Consider the following 17,285-nt stretch of genomic DNA (forward strand, 5'->3'; position numbering starts at 1 on the left):
TTCTGGCACGGTGGACCCATGACAGCCCTGCCCGGCCCGGACGGGCTCCCACGTTGTGCCTGGGCCGTGTCGGCCCCGGAGTTCCCGGCCTACCACGACACCGAGTGGGGCTTCCCGGTCGTCGACGACCAACGCCTGTTCGAGAAGGTCTGCCTCGAGGGCTTCCAGTCCGGCCTGAGCTGGCGCACGATCCTGGTGAAGCGCCCCGCGTTCCGCGCAGCCTTCGCCGGTTTCGACCTCGCGGCGGTCGCCGCATTCGACGACAGCGACGTCGCCCGACTGTTGGGCGACGCCGGCATCGTCCGGCATCGCGGGAAGATCGAGGCGACGATCAACAACGCCGGTCGTGCCCTCGAGCTGGTCGAGGAGCGCGGGTCGCTGGCGTCGTACTTCTGGGGGTGGGAGCCGACGCTCGCGGAGCTGGGGGAGCCCCAGACCCTCACCACGTCCCCGGCAGCGATCGCGATGTCGAAGGACCTCAAGAAGCGCGGCTGGCGCTTCGTCGGCCCGACGACGGCCTTCGCCTTCATGCAGGCGATGGGCCTGGTGAACGACCACGTCGTCGGTTGCGTGACCCGCGACGAGGTGATCGCAGCCCGGAAGGCCTTCGTGCTGCCGGTCAGCTGAGAGCGGCGGCGATCAGGTCGAGGTGCCGGGCGCTGGTTCCGCAGCACCCACCCCAGATGTCGATCTGCGGGTAGCGCTGGGCGAGCTCGCCCGTGGTCGTGGCCAGCTCCTCCGCGTCGCCCTCCTCCAGGTGCCCGAGCTGGCAGAGTGCGATCTTCTCCATCTTCGACGCGTTGGGTCGCAGCGACCGGAGCCGATCGGTCCAGGCTCCGGGCGTCAGCGCCGGTCCGAATTCGATCGGATGCGAGCAGTTGATGCCGAAGAACTCGACCGACGAGTCCGTGGCGGCGTCGACGGTCTCGATCGCGGCAGCGAGGGTCGAACCGGAGTGCACCCGGGCATCGGTGGTCGGCGTGAACGAGACGGCCACCGGCACGTCGACGGCGCGGGCCGCGCGGGCCACCCCGATCGCCTCCTCCTCGTCGTTGAACGTGAACGCCCAGGCGAGGTCGACACCCGCCTCCTTGAGGGTCGCGAGCTGGACGGAGTGGTAGTCCTCGGCTTCGTCGCGCGTCATCACCACGTTGCGCTCGTAGGCATCGCCGCGCGGGCCGACGAATCCCTGGACCAGGATCGAGTCGATGTCGTCGGCGTACTCCGCCGCGAGCTCGCGCAGGAACGCGATCGACGCCAGGTTGGCCTCCCTGAGGCCGTCGGCCGAGTAGCCGATCAGGGTGCCCCAGTCCGGGCTGGCGCGGTAGTCGAGCCCGCCCATCAGTGCTGACATCCCGTGTCGCGCCGCAGCGTCGAGGTACCCGCGATACATGGTGCGCAGGTCAGCCATGGCCGCCGGGTTGTCGAGCAGCGGATACATTGCGAACTCCGGCAGCTCATGGCCCCAGCGGTACATGATCTCGGTCTCGATGCCGCCCTCGGTCAGGTAGCGCCGGCCGGGGACCTGGGCGGGGAAGTTCGACATGTTCGGAAACGTAGACCCGACGGAAGGCAGCTGGGGCGGAATGATCGACTTCTTGACCCGGATCGGTGTGGCGCGGCCGGTCGTCCAGGCGGGGATGGGTGGCGGCATCGCCGGTCCGGACCTCGCCGCCGCGGTCTCCGACGCAGGCGGGCTCGGCACGTTGGGCATGACGGGTCCGCGGGCCCTGAGCGCGCACCTTGCCGAGGTGCGACGTCGTACGGACAGACCCGTCGCGATCAACCTCCTGCTGCCCTTCGTCCGCCGGGGCCACGCAGCTCCGGCCGCTGAGGCTGATGTCGTGGTGACCTTCTGGGGACGGCCGACGAGGTTCTCGGACAAGCCCTGGATCCACCAGGCCGGTTCGGTCGGCGAGGCGCGAGCCGCGCGTGAGTCCGGGGCTGACGCCGTCATCGTCCAGGGCGTCGAGGCCGGCGGCCACGTCCGCGGTACGACGCGCGCTCTCGAGCTCCTCGACCAGGTCCGCGCTGCGTTGCCGGCCGGCTTCCCGCTCCTGCTCGCGGGTGGGATCGCGGATGCCGCTGACGTGGCTGACGCCCTGGGCGCCGGCGCGGTCGCGGCCGTGTGTGGAACCCGCTTCCTGATGTCCGCGGAGAGCGGCGCATCGCCTGGTTACAAGCAGCGACTGGTCGAGGGCTCGGACACGAGGCTGACCGAGCTGTTCGGTGTCGGTTGGCCCGGCACCCACCGGGTCCTGCCGAACGCCGCCACCGAACGCTGGCTGCGCAAGGATCCGCGCGGTCCGCGAAGTGTTCGAGTCGCCAACCGTGTGACCCGTCCGATGATGGCCCGGGGACCGGACGCCCTGCAGGCCTGGGCCGTCACGCACCAGTCCGTCCGACTGCCCTTCTACATCCCGGCTCCACCGGCTCACGACCTTCCCGACCGTGTGCTCGAGACGTCACCGCTCTACGCCGGCGAGACCGTCGAGCGGATCCACGACCTTCCGGCCGCCGCGTCGATCGTCCACGCGCTGGCCGGCGGCGACTAGCTCGTCACGCCGCCGACGGGGCGAAGTCGCGGATCAGTTGGGCCACCTCGACCGGTCGCTCGACCTGCACGGAATGGCCAACGCCGCCGAGTACGACGACCTGGGCGCCGACGGCCTCGTACAGCGCCCTGGACGCCTCGGGTGGATAGAAGCTGTCCTGCTCGCCGAGAATGACCAACGCCGGCAGGCCGAGCACCTGGAGCCGTTTGTCGAGGCCGTTCGCGGCGAGCTGTGCCCGACGGTCGTGGATGACGATCCGCGGGATGCGGTGGTCCGCGCCGCGCAGGTCGATGTAGGCCTGCTGCGGGTCCGCGAACGCGGCCTGGTGGTCGAAGCCTGGGGCGAAGCCGAGGGCCAGGCCGCCGCGCAGCAGGGCGTCGGGTGCGAACCGATGGAGTCGCGCCAGGTACGGGAGTGCGAGGAGGGCCCCGACCCGGGGCATGGTCGCCACACCCGGTGCATAGCTCGGGCCCTGTCCGAGTACGACGATCCGGGTGACCAGACCGGTACTGGCGGCCAGATCGGTGGTGGCGTCGTTGCCCCAGGAGTGACCGATCAACGTGACGTCGTCCTGTGCGGTGACGCCGAGCGCGTCGAGCAGTGCCGCGATCATCCGCGCCTGGTCGGCGGGCTGCAGGCCACTTCCGCCCCTGGTGGAGCCATGGCCACGCAGGTCCATCCGGATGACCCGGAACGTGTCGGCGAGCAGCGCCGTGATGGCGTCGTACCAGCGCAGCGAACACGTCATGCCGTGCACCATCACCAGGATCGGTGCGCCCTCCGGACCGTCGACCTGGACATGGACGTCGGTGTCATCGACCCGCAGGACCGTCACCAGCCACGCTCGCGCCACTCCGCGACGTGCGGGCGTTGCTCGCCCAGTGTGGAGTCGGAGCCGTGGCCGGGGTAGAACCAGGTGTCGTCGGGCAGCGTGCCGAACAGCTTGGTGTCGACGTCCTCGATGAGCGAGCGGAAGGCGTCGGCGTCACCGAACGTGCCGCCCACGCCACCGGGGAAGAGTGAGTCGCCGGTGAACAGATGGGGGTGACCCTCGGGGTCGCGGTAGAGCAGGCAGATCGAGCCGGGCGTGTGCCCGGTGATCCGGATGACCTCGAGCGCACAGTCGCCGACCGCGACCGTGTCCCCGTCGGTCACCCTGCGGGCCACGGGAACGCCGGTCTGCTCGGTGATCGCGTCCGCGTCGGGCTCGCCGGCGACAACGTCCGCCCCCGTCGCCTCGACGACGGCACCGAGTGCCCGGTGGTGGTCCCAGTGCTGGTGGGTGGTGATCACGGTGGTGAGGCCGGCGTCGCCGATCAGTGCGAGCAGTGTGTCCGGCGCGTCAGCGGCATCGATGAGGACCTGGTCGCCGGTGCTGCGACAGGTCAGCAGGTAGGCGTTGTTGGCCATCTTCTCGTCGACGGCGACCTTGGTGATGGTCAACGCGGGCAGGTCGCGGACTCCGGCGTCGCCGCCGACGGTCACGTCTCCGGTGTAGGTCATGGCTCCATCATGCCGCGCCCCGATGCCCACCAGGCCAGGGCCGTGGCCGTGCCGCGCACGACCTCGGCGTCGGTCCCGGGCGTGCCGAACACCCACAGCTCGTCGCCGTCGGTGGCGACCACCCGGCAGTCCGGTCGCACGGGATGGCGGGCAGACAGGTCGAGGAAGGCGATCGCGGTGTCGCGCGGCCAGTCGGCGTGCGTGTAGCCCGCGTCCAGGTCTGCGTGGTGGATCTCGACCTCTCGCAACCTGAGGAGGGGTACGACGCGCGCCCGCAGTACCTGGGCCCCCGGAGTCCGCTCGAAGCCCGCGTCCTCGGGCGCCTGGAGCCCGGCGAGCGCCTCGTCGAACGCTCGTGCCGAGGAGTGCAGTCGCTCGCGGATCGTCGCCGGAGTCGTCGCGGCCAGCTCGGCGATGTCGAGGTCGCGCTGCTCGTCGGAGACGTACATGGTCGTCGGCACGCCCTCGGTCAGCCCACGTAGTCCGCCGGCCAGCCCTTCGGCGTTGAGGGCGAGGTGGGCGAGGACGTGTGCGCGGCTCCATCCCTCACACACGCTGGGCGCCGCCCAGTCGTCGTCGGGCAGCGCGTCGGCAGTGGCGAGCAGGCGGGTGGTGGCGGTCTGGACAGCGGTGGTCACCGGACCATCATGCCCGCGAAACGGTGGCTGTCGGCGGTGGGTGAGAAGGTGGTTCCTGGCGCGGCGACTTGCCCCGGCGCCGTACCATGGCGAACACTTGTTCGAAGGTCTCGACAGGCTCGACCACCGGGCCTCGGGGCCCGACCACCCGATACACGAGGACCGGTAGTGACCGATCAGCTGATCATTCGCGGCGCCCGCGAGCACAACCTGAAGGACGTCTCCCTCGACCTTCCGCGCGACTCGCTGATCGTGTTCACGGGCCTGTCCGGCTCCGGAAAGTCGAGCCTGGCGTTCGACACGATCTTTGCCGAGGGCCAGCGCCGCTACGTCGAGTCGTTGTCGGCGTACGCACGCCAGTTCCTCGGCCAGATGGACAAGCCGGACGTCGACTTCATCGAGGGCCTGTCCCCGGCGGTCTCGATCGACCAGAAGTCCACGTCGAAGAACCCGCGCTCGACCGTCGGCACGATCACCGAGGTCTACGACTACCTCCGCCTCCTCTACGCCCGCGCCGGCCGGGCGCACTGCCCCACCTGTGGCGCGCCGATCGAGCGGCAGACGCCGCAGCAGATCGTCGACCGGATGATGGCGCTCGAGGAGGGCACCCGGTTCCAGGTGCTCGCACCGGTCATCAGCGGCCGCAAGGGGGAGTACGTCGAGCTCTTCAAGCAGCTCCAGACACAGGGGTTCTCACGGGCCCGGGTCGACGGAGCGATCCACAACCTCGATGCGCCGCCGACGCTGGACAAGAAGCTCAAGCACACGATCGAGGTCGTGGTCGACCGGCTCGCGGTCAAGGAGACCGCGAAGCGACGCCTGACCGACTCGGTCGAGACCGCCCTGGGCCTGGCCGGCGGCCTGGTCGTCTTCGACATGGTCGACGCCGCGAAGGGCGAGCCGAAGGAGCTGAAGTTCTCCGAGAAGATGGCGTGCCCCAACGAGCACGCGATCGACACCGACGACCTCGAGCCGCGTTCGTTCTCGTTCAACTCCCCGTTCGGTGCCTGCCCGGCCTGTGTCGGCCTCGGCACCCGGATGGAGGTCGATCCCGAGCTGGTCGTGCCCGACCCCACCGCGACGCTGGCCGAGAACGCTCTGCAACCGTGGAGCCACGCGCACGTCGCCGACTACTTCGGCCGGCTTCTGATCGCGCTGGGCGAGGAGCTCGGCTTCGACGTCGACACCCCGTGGGAGAAGCTCTCGGGCAAGGCGCAGAAGGCGATCCTCGAGGGGCACGCCACCAAGGTCCACGTCGTCACCAAGAACCGCTACGGCCGTGAGCGCTCCTACTACGCGGAGTTCGAAGGCGTCCGAAAGTACGTCGAGCGGCGCCACCGCGAGGCCGAGAGCGACACCAGCCGCGAGCGGTTCGAGGGCTTCATGCGCGAGGTGCCGTGCCCGGTCTGTGCAGGCAGCCGGCTCAAGCCGGTCTCGATGTCGGTCACGCTCGGGTCCCGGGAGTCGGGCGGCAAGAACATCGCCGAGGTCTGCGCCCTTCCGATCAACGAGGCCGCTGCCTACCTCTCGGACCTCGACCTGTCGACGCGCGAGCGCCAGATCGGTGAGCGGGTCCTCAAGGAGATCCAGGAGCGGCTCAACTTCCTGCTCGACGTCGGTCTCGACTACCTCTCGCTCAACCGGCCCTCGGGGTCACTGTCGGGCGGCGAGGCGCAACGGATCCGGCTCGCCACGCAGATCGGTGCCGGCCTCGTCGGCGTCCTCTACGTCCTCGACGAGCCGTCCATCGGACTCCACCAGCGCGACAACCAGAAGCTCATCGAGACCCTCGTGCGGCTCAAGGACCTCGGCAACACGTTGATCGTCGTCGAGCACGACGAGGACACCATCCGGGTCGCCGACTGGGTCGTCGACATCGGGCCCGGCGCCGGCGAGCACGGCGGCCAGGTGGTGCACTCCGGCACCGTCAAGGGGCTCCTCGAACACCCGGACTCGATGACCGGGCAGTACCTCTCCGGGCGTCGAGAGATCCCCGTCCCCGCCGTACGACGTCCGCGGACCGTGGGGCGCGAGCTCAAGGTGCACGGGGCGCGTGAGCACAACCTGCAGGACATCGACGTCAGCTTCCCGCTGGGGGTGTTCTGCGCGGTGACCGGCGTCTCGGGATCGGGCAAGTCGACCCTGGTCAACGACATCCTCTACACGTCGCTGGCCAAGCAGATCTACAACGCCCGCGCCATCCCCGGGCGGCACCAGAAGATCACCGGCCTCGAGCACGTCGACAAGGTGATCCACGTCGACCAGTCACCGATCGGCCGCACGCCGCGGTCCAACCCGGCGACGTACACCGGGGTCTTCGACCACGTCCGCAAGCTGTTCGCGCAGACGCCCGAGGCGAAGATGCGCGGCTACCAGCAGGGCCGCTTCTCGTTCAACGTCAAGGGCGGTCGCTGCGAGGCGTGCTCCGGTGACGGCACGATCAAGATCGAGATGAACTTCCTCCCGGACGTCTACGTCCCGTGCGAGGTCTGCCACGGCGCCCGCTACAACCGCGAGACGCTCGAGGTGCACTACAAGGGCAAGACCATCGCCGAGGTCCTCGACATGCCGATCGAGGAGGCCGCCGAGTTCTTCGCCGCGGTGCCCGCGATCAGCCGCCACATGAAGACGCTGTGCGAGGTCGGACTCGGCTACGTCCGCCTGGGCCAGCCGGCCACGACCCTGTCCGGCGGTGAGGCGCAGCGGGTGAAGCTCTCCTCCGAGCTGCAGAAGCGGTCGACCGGCCGCACCGTCTACGTGCTCGACGAACCGACCACAGGACTGCACTTCGAGGACATCCGCAAGCTGTTGGGCGTGCTGTCGAGCCTGGTCGACAAGGGCAACACCGTGCTGGTGATCGAGCACAACCTCGACGTCATCAAGACCGCCGACTGGATCGTCGACATGGGGCCGGAAGGTGGTTCCCGTGGCGGCACGGTGGTCGCCGAGGGCACGCCCGAGGACATCGCGGCAGTCCGGGCCAGCTACACCGGCCAGTTCCTGAAGCCGATGCTGGCCGGCAGGGCCGCGACCCAGCCCAAGGGGCGCGTCCGGGCGAAGGCCGCGGCCAAGGTCACAGCGAAGGCCACAGCGAAGGCATAGCCCCGCCTCAGGTACGGGTCGTAGCCTGTGGCCATGACAGCCCCCTTCAGCAGGAGACGAGCCCTGACGAGCGCTGCCACTCTCGGTGTCAGCGTGCCCCTGCTGGCCGCGTGTGGCGACGACGGTGACTCCACGGCGTCCGACGACACGACCAGCCAGCCCACGTCCAGCGCACCGACATCGGCAACCACCACCGAGACGGCAGACGGTGCCACCAGCACCGCCGCAGCGGGCGGCCTCGTCGCAGCCGCGGACGTGCCAGTGGGCGGCGGGGTCGTGCTGGACGGCGAGGAGCTCGTCGTCACGCAGCCGACGGCAGGGAAGTTCCAGGGCTATTCCGCCGTCTGCACCCACCAGGGCTGCCTCGTGACCTCCGTTGCCAACGGCAAGATCAACTGCCCGTGCCACGGCAGCAGCTACAACGTCGCCGACGGCTCGGTCGCCGGCGGTCCCGCGCCGTCGCCGCTGTCGAAGGTCACGCTCAAGGTCGAGGGTGACCAGGTCGTGCGCGGTTGAGCCCGGAGCACAGCCGTTTGGCTGACGTTCGTGCGACTCGTCGCATCGTGTTCTCGGGACTTGGCGCACTGGGTGTGGCCGCCGCACTCGCAGGTTGTGCGGGCAGCGATGACGACGGCTCCTCGGGGCCGGCGGTGGCTGCCGGTGCCGAGCTTGCGTTGAAGTCCGAGGTGCCCGTCGGTGGCGGCATCGTCCTGACCGACGAGAGGATCGTCATCACGCAGCCGACCGAAGGGGACTTCCAGGCGTTCACCGCGGTCTGCACCCACCAGGGCCTCCTGGTCACCTCCGTCGAGGACGGCACCATCCACTGCGCCAACCACGGGTCGTCGTACGACGCCACGAGCGGTGACGTGACCGGCGGTCCTGCCAGCGGTCCGCTCGCGTCCGTCGAGATCACCATGGACGGGGACCGCATCCTCGCCGCATGATGGGGCGCAGACAGGGGGAGCCGTGGAAGGCGTTCACGACATGGGTGGCATGCACGGCTTCGGTGCCGTCCCGGTGGACGACCTGGAGCTCCCCTTCGACGAGCCCTGGGAGGGGCGCACCTTCGGCCTGTACATCGCCGCTGGAGTGGCCGGGGCGCGGTCCGGATCGATCCGGCCGGGGATCGAGGCGATCCCTCCGGCCGACTACCTCGCCATGAGCTACTTCGAGCGGTGGGCGAGCTCACTGGAGCGCGGGCTGGTCGACGCCGGCACCCTCACCGAGGCCGAGATCGATGCTCGGGTCCGCGATCCGCGACCGCCGGCCCAGCACGGGAACGACACCAACCCCGAGCTGGCAGCCGGTCTGGCCGCTGCACTCGTCGACCGGCCGCGCGGACCGAGCGGCGAAGACGTTGCCGCGCGCTTCAAGGTCGGTGACCGGGTCACCGTGAAGCGGATGGCGCCGGAGGGTCACCACCGCTGCCCACGCTACGTCCGCGGCGTCAGCGGCGTCGTGACGCGCCAGCCCGGAGGCTGGCCCCACGCGAGCGGCGACGGACGGCCCGAGGCCACGTACACCGTTCGCTTCGAGATGCGCGATCTCTGGGGCGACGACGCGGAGGCCGGTCTCCTCCACCTCGACCTGTGGGAGCGGTACCTCACATGAACGACCAGACATGAACGACCAGCCCGCGTCGCCCGCACACGCGTCTCCGTCGGTGACGGCCCTGCGCATCGAGGCCATCGAGGCGCTGCTCGTCGAACGTCGCCTGATCACCTCCGACGTGGTGGACGCCATCATCGACACCTACGAGCACCACGTCGGTCCGATGAACGGAGCGCGGGTGGTGGCCCGTGCCTGGGTCGATCCCGACTACCGGGCGCGGTTGCTCGAGGACGCGACGAGCGCGGTCGGGGAGCTCGGGTTCGGTGGCGCGGAGGGCGAGCACCTCGTGGTGCTCGAGAACACCGACGCCGTGCACAATGTCGTCGTCTGCACCCTCTGCTCGTGCTACCCGTGGCCGGTCCTGGGGCTGCCACCACGCTGGTACAAGAGCTCGGCGTACCGGTCGCGGATGGTGCGTGAACCGCGGGCCGTGCTCGCCGAGTTCGGGACGACCCTCCCGGACGACGTCGAGCTCCGGGTCTGGGACTCGAGCGCCGAGGTCCGCTACCTGGTCCTGCCGCTGGCACCCGGTGACGCGGCGGATCGCCCAGAGGACGAGCTGGTCGCTTCGGTCACCCGCGACCACATGATCGGCGTCGTGCGCTGAACCGGCCCGGCCGACCTGCGCGACGGTGGCTGTCGGTCCGGCCTCGTAGGGTTGGGGCGTGCCCGTCCCGCTGAGCTACCGGCCTGCGCCCGGCTCGATCCCCACCCAGCCGGGCGTCTACCGGTTCCGTGACCGTCAGCGCCGGGTGATCTACGTCGGCAAGGCGAAGAACCTGCGGGCCCGCCTGTCGTCGTACTTCCAGGACATCGCGAACCTGCACCAGCGCACCGCGTCCATGGTCACCACGGCGACGTCGGTCGAGTGGACCGTGGTCAAGACCGAGGTCGAGGCGCTCCAGCTGGAGTACTCCTGGATCAAGGAGTTCGACCCGCGGTTCAACGTCAAGTACCGCGACGACAAGTCGTACCCCTGGTTGGCCGTGACGGTGTCCGACGAGTTCCCGAGGGTGATGGTCGGACGCGGCGCCAAGCGCAAGGGCACCCGCTACTTCGGGCCCTATGGCCACGCGTGGGCGATCCGCGAGACGGTCGACATCCTGCTCCGGGTCTTCCCGATGCGCTCGTGCAGCAACGGGGTCTTCAAGCGGTCCGGCCAGATCGGGCGCCCCTGTCTGCTCGGCTACATCGACAAGTGCGCTGCGCCCTGCGTCGGCAACGTGTCGGCCGACGAGCACCGTGCGATCGTCGAGGACTTCTGCGACTTCATGGCCGGGCGGACCAAGCAGTTCACCAAGCGCATCGAGAACGAGATGTACGCCGCGTCCGAAGCGCTCGACTTCGAGAAGGCCGCGCGGCTGCGGGACGACCTCGCGGCCATGCAGAAGGCGCTGGAGAAGCAGTCCGTGGTGTTCGGCGACGGTTCGGACGCCGACGTGATCGCGTTGGCCGAGGACCCGCTCGAGGTCGCCGTGCAGGTGTTCTACGTCCGGGGCGGCCGGATCCGGGGCCAGCGAGGCTGGGTGGCCGACCGCACCGATGACGGCGACACCTCGGCGCTGGTCGAGGACTTCCTGCTCCAGCTCTACGCCGGGGTGGCTCCCGAGGAGGCGCGTGACGCCGTGCCGCGGGAGATCCTGGTCCCTGAGCTGCCACCCGAGAGCGCGACCTTCGAACAGCTGCTGTCGGACCTGCGCGGCTCCCGGGTCGAGATCCGGGTGCCCCAGCGCGGCGACAAGAAGACCCTCCAGGAGACGGTGGCGCGCAACGCGTCCGAGTCGCTGATGCTCCACAAGACCAAGCGGGCCAGCGACCTCACCACCCGTAACCGGGCCCTGGCCGAGATCGCCGAGGCGCTCGAGCTGGACGAGGCACCGTTGCGCATCGAGTGCTACGACGTCTCGCACATCCAGGGCACCGAGATCGTGGCGTCGATGGTCGTGTTCGAGGACGGGCTGGCGCGCAAGGGCGAGTACCGCCGCTTCGTGATCCGCGACCAGGAGGGATCTGACGACGTCGCCGCGATGCACGAGGTGATCACGCGGCGCTTCCGCAGGTTGCTGGACGAACAGGCCAGGTCGGAGCTCCGGCCCGGCGACGAGACCAGCGGACCGATGCTGGTCGACCCCGACACCGGGAGGCCGCGCAAGTTCGCGTACGCGCCCGGACTGGTGGTCGTCGACGGCGGCGCACCGCAGGTCGCTGCGGCCCAGCGCGCGCTCGACGAGCTCGGCATCGACGACATCCCCGTGTGTGGCCTCGCCAAGCGACTCGAGGAGGTGTGGCTGCCCGGTCAGGAGGACCCGGTGATCCTGGCCCGTTCCTCCGAGAGCCTCTACCTCCTGCAGCGGGTGCGCGACGAGGCACACCGGTTCGCCATCACCCATCACCGCAACCGGCGGTCCAAGTCGATGGTCGAGAGCCTGCTGGACGACGTCCCCGGGCTGGGCGAGGTCCGCCGGAAGACCTTGCTGCGCCACTTCGGGTCGCTCCGCAAGCTGCGGGTGGCCACGACCGACGAGATCGCCGCAGTGCCGGGCATCGGTCCGCGCACGGCCGCCGCCATCAAGGCGGCGCTCGACGGCGGGGACGCTGCACCTCCCGCATCGGCCTCGACCACAATGACCCCATGAGCGACCCCATGAGCAAGGCGCACCATGACTGAGCACACCGCCGGGCCCCTCGTCGTCGTCACCGGCATGACCGGTGCCGGCCGCAGCACCGCGGCCAAGGAGCTCGAGGACCTCGGGTTCTACGTCGTCGACAACCTGCCCCCGAACCTCCTTCCCGATGTCGTTCGCCTCGTCGACGAGAGCCACGGTCCGGCGCAACCCGTCGCCGTCGTGGTCGACGTCCGGTCCGGTTCGTTCTTCCTCGGCCTGCGCAGCGCACTGGCGCACGGTGTCGCCGGACGCGACGCCACGCTGGTCTTCCTCGACGCCTCGGACGAGGTGCTCGTGCGCCGGCAGGAGGCCGCGCGCCGGCCCCATCCGCTCCAGCAGGGCGGTCGGCTGCTCGACGGCCTGCAGCGCGAGCGGATCGCGCTGGCCGATCTCCGCTCCGAGGCCGACCTGGTCATCGACACCAGCAACCTCAACGTGCACCAGCTGACCGACCGGATCGCCGAGGACTTCGGTACGCCGGACGCCACCCGGTTGCGGGTGACGGTGATCAGCTTCGGCTTCAAGTACGGCAGCCCGGTCGACGCCGACTACCTCGCCGACATGAGGTTCCTGCCCAACCCGCACTGGGTCCCGGAGCTGCGCCCGCGCACCGGTCAGGACCCCGAGGTGGCCAGCTACGTGCTCGGCCGGCCGGGGGCCGAGGAGTTCCTGGACGCCTACGTGCCGCTGCTGACCGTGGTCGCCGACGGTTACCTGCGCGAGGGCAAGCGCTTCATGCGCGTCGCCATCGGCTGCACCGGTGGCAAGCACCGCAGCGTCGCGATGAGCGAGGAGATCGCCCGGCGACTGGGGGAGCAGGGCTACCTCGCCCGCGCCATCCACCGCGACGTCGGTCGGGAGTGATCGATCGATGATCTCGGACTTCGGTGCGGTTCAGCGCGCCCAGGCGGTCGTCGCACTCGGCGGTGGCCACGGGTTGCACGCCTCGCTCAACGCCCTGCGCCACCTGCTCGACGACCTCACCCTCGACAAGCTCACCGCCGTGGTCACGGTCGCCGACAACGGTGGGTCCTCGGGCCGGCTCCGCGGCGAGTTCGGAGTGCTGCCGCCCGGTGACCTGCGGATGGCGCTCGCCGCGCTGTGTGGCGACGACGAGTGGGGAGACACCTGGGCCCGCGTGCTCCAGCACCGGTTCGAGGGGGAGGGGGAGATGCGCGGCCACGTCGTCGGCAACCTCCTGATCGTCGGCCTGTGGGAGCTCCTCGGAGACCACATCGACGCCCTCGACTGGGTCGGCCGCCTGCTCGGAGCCCGCGGCCGCGTCCTGCCGATGGCGCAGACGCCCATGGACATCACGGCCGAGGTGCGGGGCCTCGTCGAGGGGCGTCCCGACGAGCTCACCACCGTCCGTGGCCAGGTCGAGGTCGCCACCACTGAGGGCGTCATCTCCTCGATCGCCCTCGAGCCGCCTGACCCCGAGGTGAGTCCGGCGGTCCTCGACGCGATCACGGACGCCGACTGGGCCGTGCTGGGTCCGGGATCCTGGTTCAGCTCGGTGCTGCCGCACCTGCTGGTGCCCGCACTTCGGGATGCGCTGGTCCGCACGGAGGCCCGTCTTGTCGTCGTACTCAACCTGGCGGAGCAGGCGGGGGAGACGGGTGGCTTCGGGCCGTCCGACCACCTCGCGGTCCTGGCCGAGCACGCACCCGACCTCGCGATCGACGTCGTGCTCGCGGACGAGAGCGTCCTCGAGTCCGGGCTGGCCGAGCTCGAGGAGACGGTGACCGCGCTCGGCGCCCGCCTCGTCATCGCCGACGTCGCTGCCGACGACGGCTCGCCGCGACACGATCCGATCAAGCTGGCCGCTGCCTACACCCGGATCTTCGCCACCGAGTGACCCGGGCACCCGCGCAGGGTTGTTGACCACCATGGCAGGATCGGCCCATGGCGATGACGGCGCAGGTCAAGGCGGAACTGGCCAGTACTCCGGTCACCAAGGCGTGTTGCCGCAAGGCCGAGGTCGCCTCCACCCTGCGCTTCGCCGGCGGCATCCACATCGTGGCCGGCCGGATCGTCGTCGAGGCCGAGCTCGACACCGGTGCGGCTGCGCGTCGGCTGCGCAAGGACATCTCCGAGATCTACGGTCAGACCTCCGACGTCGTCATGGTGCAGGGCAACGGCCTGCGCAAGGGCAGCCGCTACATCGTGCGGGTGGCCAAGGACGGTGAGGCGCTGGCTCGTCAGACCGGCCTGCTCGACCAGCGTGGGCGGCCCGTCCGTGGTCTGCCGCCTGCTGTCGTCTCCGGGGGCGCCTGCGACGCCGTCGCGGCCTGGCGCGGTGCCTTCCTCGCCCACGGATCGCTGACCGAGCCCGGGCGCTCGTCGTCCCTCGAGGTGACCTGCCCCGGCTCCGAGGCCGCGCTGGCGCTCGTCGGTGTCGCCCGTCGGCTCGGCATCCAGGCCAAGGCCCGTGAGGTCCGCGGCGTCGACCGCGTGGTGATCCGCGACGGTGACGCGATCGGCCAGCTGCTGACGCGACTGGGCGCGCACGAGACCCTGATGGCCTGGGAGGAGCGCCGGATGCGGCGCGAGGTCCGTGCGACCGCCAACCGGCTCGCCAACTTCGACGACGCCAACCTGCGGCGCTCGGCCCGCGCGGCCGTGACGGCCGGAGCCCGCGTCGAGCGTGCCATGGAGATCCTCGGCGACGAGGTCCCCGACCACCTCAAGATGGCGGGGGAGCTGCGCCTCGAGCACAAGCAGGCCTCGCTCGAAGAGCTCGGTCAGCTGCACGAACCGGTCCTGACCAAGGATGCGATCGCCGGCCGCATAAGGCGTCTCCTGGCCATGGCGGACAAGCGTGCCGAGGACCTGGGTGTTCCGGACACCGAGGCGTCACTGACGCCCGAGATGCTTGCCGGGGACGCCTGAATCGAGGTCCGCGATGTGATGCGGGTCACCCCGACGCCCCGCGGGCTCCGGGGTGCGGGATAGGGTCGTGATGACCGTTTCCCCACCCTCAGGAGGCTCGTAGTGACCGTGCGTGTAGGCATCAACGGATTCGGCCGGATCGGCCGCAATTTCTTCCGCGCGGTGCGAGCGAGCGGAGCCGACATCGAGATCGTCGGCGTCAACGACCTCACGGGGAACGCCACCCTGGCGCACCTGTTGAAGTACGACTCGATCCTCGGTCGACTCGACGCGGACGTGTCCGCCACCGACGACGCGATCATCGTCGGCGACCAGCAGATCCGGGCCTTCGCGGAGCGCGACCCGGCCGCCCTCGGCTGGGGTGACCTGGGCGTCGACGTGGTCGTCGAGTCCACCGGGTTCTTCACCGACGCCACCAAGGCGCGTGCCCACGTGGACGGTGGCGGAGCCCGCAAGGTGATCATCTCCGCGCCGGCGACCAACGACGACATCACGATCGTGATGGGCGTCAACCACGAGCTGTACGACCCGGCCGCCCACACGGTGATCTCCAACGCGTCGTGCACCACCAACTGCCTCGCGCCGATGGCCAAGGCGCTCAACGACGGCCTCGGCATCGTCAAGGGCCTGATGACCACGGTGCACGCCTACACGGCGGACCAGAACCTCCAGGACAACATCCACCCCGACCTGCGGCGCGCTCGTGCTGCTGCGATCAACATCGTCCCGACGTCCACGGGCGCGGCGAAGGCGATCGGCCTGGTCCTGCCGGAGCTCAAGGGCAAGCTGGACGGCTACGCGCTGCGCGTTCCCACGCCGACCGGCTCATTGACGGACCTGACGTTCGAGGCGGCGCGGGAGACCACGGTCGAGGAGGTCAACGCGATCGTGAAGGCGGCCGCCGACGGCAGGTTCCTGCGCTACTCCACCGACCCGATCGTGTCCTCGGACATCGTGACGGACCCGGCGTCGTGCATCTTCGACGCTCCCCTCACCAAGGTGCTCGGCAACCAGGTCAAGGTCGCCGGCTGGTACGACAACGAATGGGGCTACTCCAACCGGCTCGCGGACCTCATCGTCCACGTCGGCTCTGACGCTTGTGACTGACTTCAACGGGCTTGCCCCGGACTTCCTCGCGACCGTCGCCGGCAAGCGGGTCCTGGTCCGCTCGGACCTGAACGTCCCGCTCGACGGCGGCCGGATCACCGATGACGGCCGGATCCGGGCCAGCGTCCCGACGATCAAGGCGCTCGCCGAAGCAGGTGCCCGCGTGGTGGTCACCGCGCACCTCGGGCGTCCCGACGGAGCGCCGGACCCGGCGTACTCCCTCGCCCCGGTGGCGGCACGGCTCGGCGAGCTCCTGGGTGCCCCTGTGGCGTTCGCGAGCGACACCGTGGGTGCCTCGGCGCAGGAGACCGTCGCCGGGCTCGCTGACGGGGACGTCGCGTTGCTGGAGAACGTCCGGTTCAACGCGGGGGAGACGAGCAAGGACGATGCCGTGCGTGGCGCCTTCGCCGACGAGCTCGCCGCCCTCGCGGACGCGTTCGTCTCCGACGGCTTCGGCGTGGTCCACCGCAAGCAGGCCAGCGTGTACGACGTGGCGCAGCGGCTCCCGCACGCCATGGGGGGCCTGGTCGCGACGGAGATCGACGTGTTGCGCCGGCTGACCGTCGAGCCCGAGCGTCCCTACGTCGTGGTCCTCGGTGGTTCCAAGGTGTCGGACAAGCTCGGCGTCATCGACAACCTGCTCGACAAGGCCGACAAGCTCCTCATCGGTGGGGGCATGGTGTTCACGTTCCTCAAGGCCGACGGTCTCGAGGTGGGCAAGAGCCTGCTCGAGGAGGACCAGCTCGACACGGTGCGGGAGTACCAGGCCCGCGCCAAGGAGCTCGGCGTCGAGATCGTGCTTCCCACGGACATCGTGGTCGCGGACAGCTTCGGCGACGAGGCCTCCGCTCGGGTGGTTGCGGCGACCGACATCCCGGCCGACGCGCTCGGCCTCGACATCGGGCCGGTGTCCGGCGCGGCGTTCGCCGCCGCACTGGCCGACGCGAAGACGGTCTTCTGGAACGGCCCGATGGGCGTGTTCGAGCAGGCAGCCTTCGCCGAGGGCACCCGTGCCGTTGCGGACGCACTCACCCGGGTCGACGGCCTGTCGGTCGTCGGCGGCGGTGACTCCGCGGCCGCCGTACGCACTCTCGGCTTCGACGAGGCTGCCTTCGGGCACATCTCCACCGGAGGCGGCGCAAGCCTGGAGTACCTCGAGGGCAAGGAGCTCCCGGGCATCACGGTTCTCGAAGAGGAAGGTGCCTGAG

General features: G+C 70.1%; 17 protein-coding genes. 13 read left to right on the top strand and 4 right to left on the bottom strand.

Annotated elements, in window-relative coordinates:
• Positions 1-18: 18 nt before the first annotated feature.
• The gene (locus tag ASD84_RS15120; protein WP_056711998.1) at positions 19-627 is read left to right on the top strand and encodes a DNA-3-methyladenine glycosylase I; all 609 of its coding nucleotides are present in this window, start codon (positions 19-21) and stop codon (positions 625-627) included.
• On the opposite strand, the gene ASD84_RS15125 is transcribed toward ASD84_RS15120, so the two are convergent.
• A complete protein-coding gene (locus ASD84_RS15125; protein ID WP_056712000.1) occupies positions 620-1,546 on the bottom strand; it encodes a homocysteine S-methyltransferase family protein in 927 nt (308 codons plus the stop codon). The genes ASD84_RS15120 and ASD84_RS15125 overlap by 8 nt on opposite strands.
• A 40-nt stretch (positions 1,547-1,586) precedes the next feature.
• Here ASD84_RS15125 and ASD84_RS15130 point away from each other — a divergent pair, with 40 nt between their 5' ends.
• Complete coding sequence (locus ASD84_RS15130; RefSeq protein WP_056712003.1) at positions 1,587-2,555, top strand: NAD(P)H-dependent flavin oxidoreductase; 969 nt, start codon at positions 1,587-1,589, stop codon at positions 2,553-2,555.
• A gap of 4 nt (positions 2,556-2,559) precedes the next feature.
• Here ASD84_RS15130 and ASD84_RS15135 read toward each other — a convergent pair whose 3' ends face one another.
• The 3 genes from ASD84_RS15135 to ASD84_RS15145 are packed head-to-tail and all read right to left on the bottom strand — an operon-like array spanning position 2,560 to position 4,696.
• Positions 2,560-3,390: an alpha/beta fold hydrolase gene (locus ASD84_RS15135; protein WP_156391968.1), complete on the bottom strand. Its 831-nt coding sequence runs from the start codon at positions 3,388-3,390 to the stop codon at positions 2,560-2,562.
• Positions 3,387-4,058 carry an MBL fold metallo-hydrolase gene (locus ASD84_RS15140; protein WP_056712009.1) on the bottom strand — a complete coding sequence of 224 codons (672 nt, stop codon included), beginning with the start codon at positions 4,056-4,058 and terminating at the stop codon, positions 3,387-3,389. The genes ASD84_RS15135 and ASD84_RS15140 overlap by 4 nt, the downstream gene beginning before the upstream one ends.
• A complete protein-coding gene (locus ASD84_RS15145) occupies positions 4,055-4,696 on the bottom strand; it encodes a maleylpyruvate isomerase family mycothiol-dependent enzyme (RefSeq protein WP_056712012.1) in 642 nt (213 codons plus the stop codon). Before ASD84_RS15145 ends, ASD84_RS15140 begins: the two co-directional genes overlap by 4 nt.
• Before the next feature lie 168 nt (positions 4,697-4,864).
• On the opposite strand from ASD84_RS15145, the gene uvrA reads away from it, so the two are divergent.
• From uvrA to ASD84_RS15200, 11 genes are all read left to right on the top strand, one after another.
• Entirely contained in the window at positions 4,865-7,798 is a 2,934-nt protein-coding gene (gene uvrA / locus ASD84_RS15150) for an excinuclease ABC subunit UvrA (RefSeq protein ID WP_056712016.1), read from the top strand.
• A 33-nt stretch (positions 7,799-7,831) separates the two neighbouring features.
• Entirely contained in the window at positions 7,832-8,314 is a 483-nt protein-coding gene (locus tag ASD84_RS15155; RefSeq protein WP_056712019.1) for a Rieske (2Fe-2S) protein, read from the top strand.
• Positions 8,315-8,361: 47 nt separating this feature from the next.
• Positions 8,362-8,745: a Rieske (2Fe-2S) protein gene (locus ASD84_RS15160; protein ID WP_235531127.1), complete on the top strand. Its 384-nt coding sequence runs from the start codon at positions 8,362-8,364 to the stop codon at positions 8,743-8,745.
• Between the two features lie 22 nt (positions 8,746-8,767).
• Positions 8,768-9,412 carry a nitrile hydratase subunit beta gene (gene nthB / locus ASD84_RS15165; RefSeq protein WP_156391970.1) on the top strand — a complete coding sequence of 215 codons (645 nt, stop codon included), beginning with the start codon at positions 8,768-8,770 and terminating at the stop codon, positions 9,410-9,412.
• Between the two features lie 10 nt (positions 9,413-9,422).
• The gene (gene nthA, locus ASD84_RS15170; RefSeq protein ID WP_056712029.1) at positions 9,423-10,019 is read left to right on the top strand and encodes a nitrile hydratase subunit alpha; all 597 of its coding nucleotides are present in this window, start codon (positions 9,423-9,425) and stop codon (positions 10,017-10,019) included.
• Between the two features lie 58 nt (positions 10,020-10,077).
• Complete coding sequence (gene uvrC / locus ASD84_RS15175) at positions 10,078-12,048, top strand: excinuclease ABC subunit UvrC (RefSeq protein ID WP_056712032.1); 1,971 nt, start codon at positions 10,078-10,080, stop codon at positions 12,046-12,048.
• A gap of 24 nt (positions 12,049-12,072) precedes the next feature.
• Complete coding sequence (rapZ, locus tag ASD84_RS15180) at positions 12,073-12,942, top strand: RNase adapter RapZ (RefSeq protein WP_056712035.1); 870 nt, start codon at positions 12,073-12,075, stop codon at positions 12,940-12,942.
• Positions 12,943-12,949: 7 nt separating this feature from the next.
• Entirely contained in the window at positions 12,950-13,936 is a 987-nt protein-coding gene (locus ASD84_RS15185) for a gluconeogenesis factor YvcK family protein (protein ID WP_056712038.1), read from the top strand.
• A gap of 47 nt (positions 13,937-13,983) precedes the next feature.
• A complete protein-coding gene (gene whiA / locus ASD84_RS15190) occupies positions 13,984-14,970 on the top strand; it encodes a DNA-binding protein WhiA (RefSeq protein ID WP_056712041.1) in 987 nt (328 codons plus the stop codon).
• Positions 14,971-15,072: 102 nt separating this feature from the next.
• Complete coding sequence (gap, locus tag ASD84_RS15195) at positions 15,073-16,077, top strand: type I glyceraldehyde-3-phosphate dehydrogenase (protein ID WP_056712044.1); 1,005 nt, start codon at positions 15,073-15,075, stop codon at positions 16,075-16,077.
• Positions 16,070-17,284 (top strand): phosphoglycerate kinase, encoded by a 1,215-nt coding sequence (locus tag ASD84_RS15200; protein ID WP_056712047.1) that lies wholly within the window; start codon positions 16,070-16,072, stop codon positions 17,282-17,284. Before gap ends, ASD84_RS15200 begins: the two co-directional genes overlap by 8 nt.
• The last annotated feature ends 1 nt before the right edge of the window (position 17,285 follow it).

Source organism: Nocardioides sp. Root682 (assembly GCF_001427795.1).
GTDB lineage: Bacteria > Actinomycetota > Actinomycetes > Propionibacteriales > Nocardioidaceae > Nocardioides.

Excerpts from the sequence above, each read along its gene's own strand:
- whiA (WP_056712041.1), top strand. The coding sequence starts at position 13,984 with ATGGCGATGACGGCGCAGGTCAAGGCGGAACTGGCCAGTACTCCGGTC.
- ASD84_RS15185 (WP_056712038.1), top strand. The coding sequence starts at position 12,950 with ATGATCTCGGACTTCGGTGCGGTTCAGCGCGCCCAGGCGGTCGTCGCA.
- ASD84_RS15120 (WP_056711998.1), top strand. The coding sequence starts at position 19 with ATGACAGCCCTGCCCGGCCCGGACGGGCTCCCACGTTGTGCCTGGGCC.
- ASD84_RS15130 (WP_056712003.1), top strand. The coding sequence starts at position 1,587 with ATGATCGACTTCTTGACCCGGATCGGTGTGGCGCGGCCGGTCGTCCAG.
- ASD84_RS15125 (WP_056712000.1), bottom strand. The coding sequence starts at position 1,546 with ATGTCGAACTTCCCCGCCCAGGTCCCCGGCCGGCGCTACCTGACCGAG.
- nthA (WP_056712029.1), top strand. The coding sequence starts at position 9,423 with ATGAACGACCAGCCCGCGTCGCCCGCACACGCGTCTCCGTCGGTGACG.
- ASD84_RS15140 (WP_056712009.1), bottom strand. The coding sequence starts at position 4,058 with ATGACCTACACCGGAGACGTGACCGTCGGCGGCGACGCCGGAGTCCGC.
- ASD84_RS15155 (WP_056712019.1), top strand. The coding sequence starts at position 7,832 with ATGACAGCCCCCTTCAGCAGGAGACGAGCCCTGACGAGCGCTGCCACT.
- rapZ (WP_056712035.1), top strand. The coding sequence starts at position 12,073 with ATGACTGAGCACACCGCCGGGCCCCTCGTCGTCGTCACCGGCATGACC.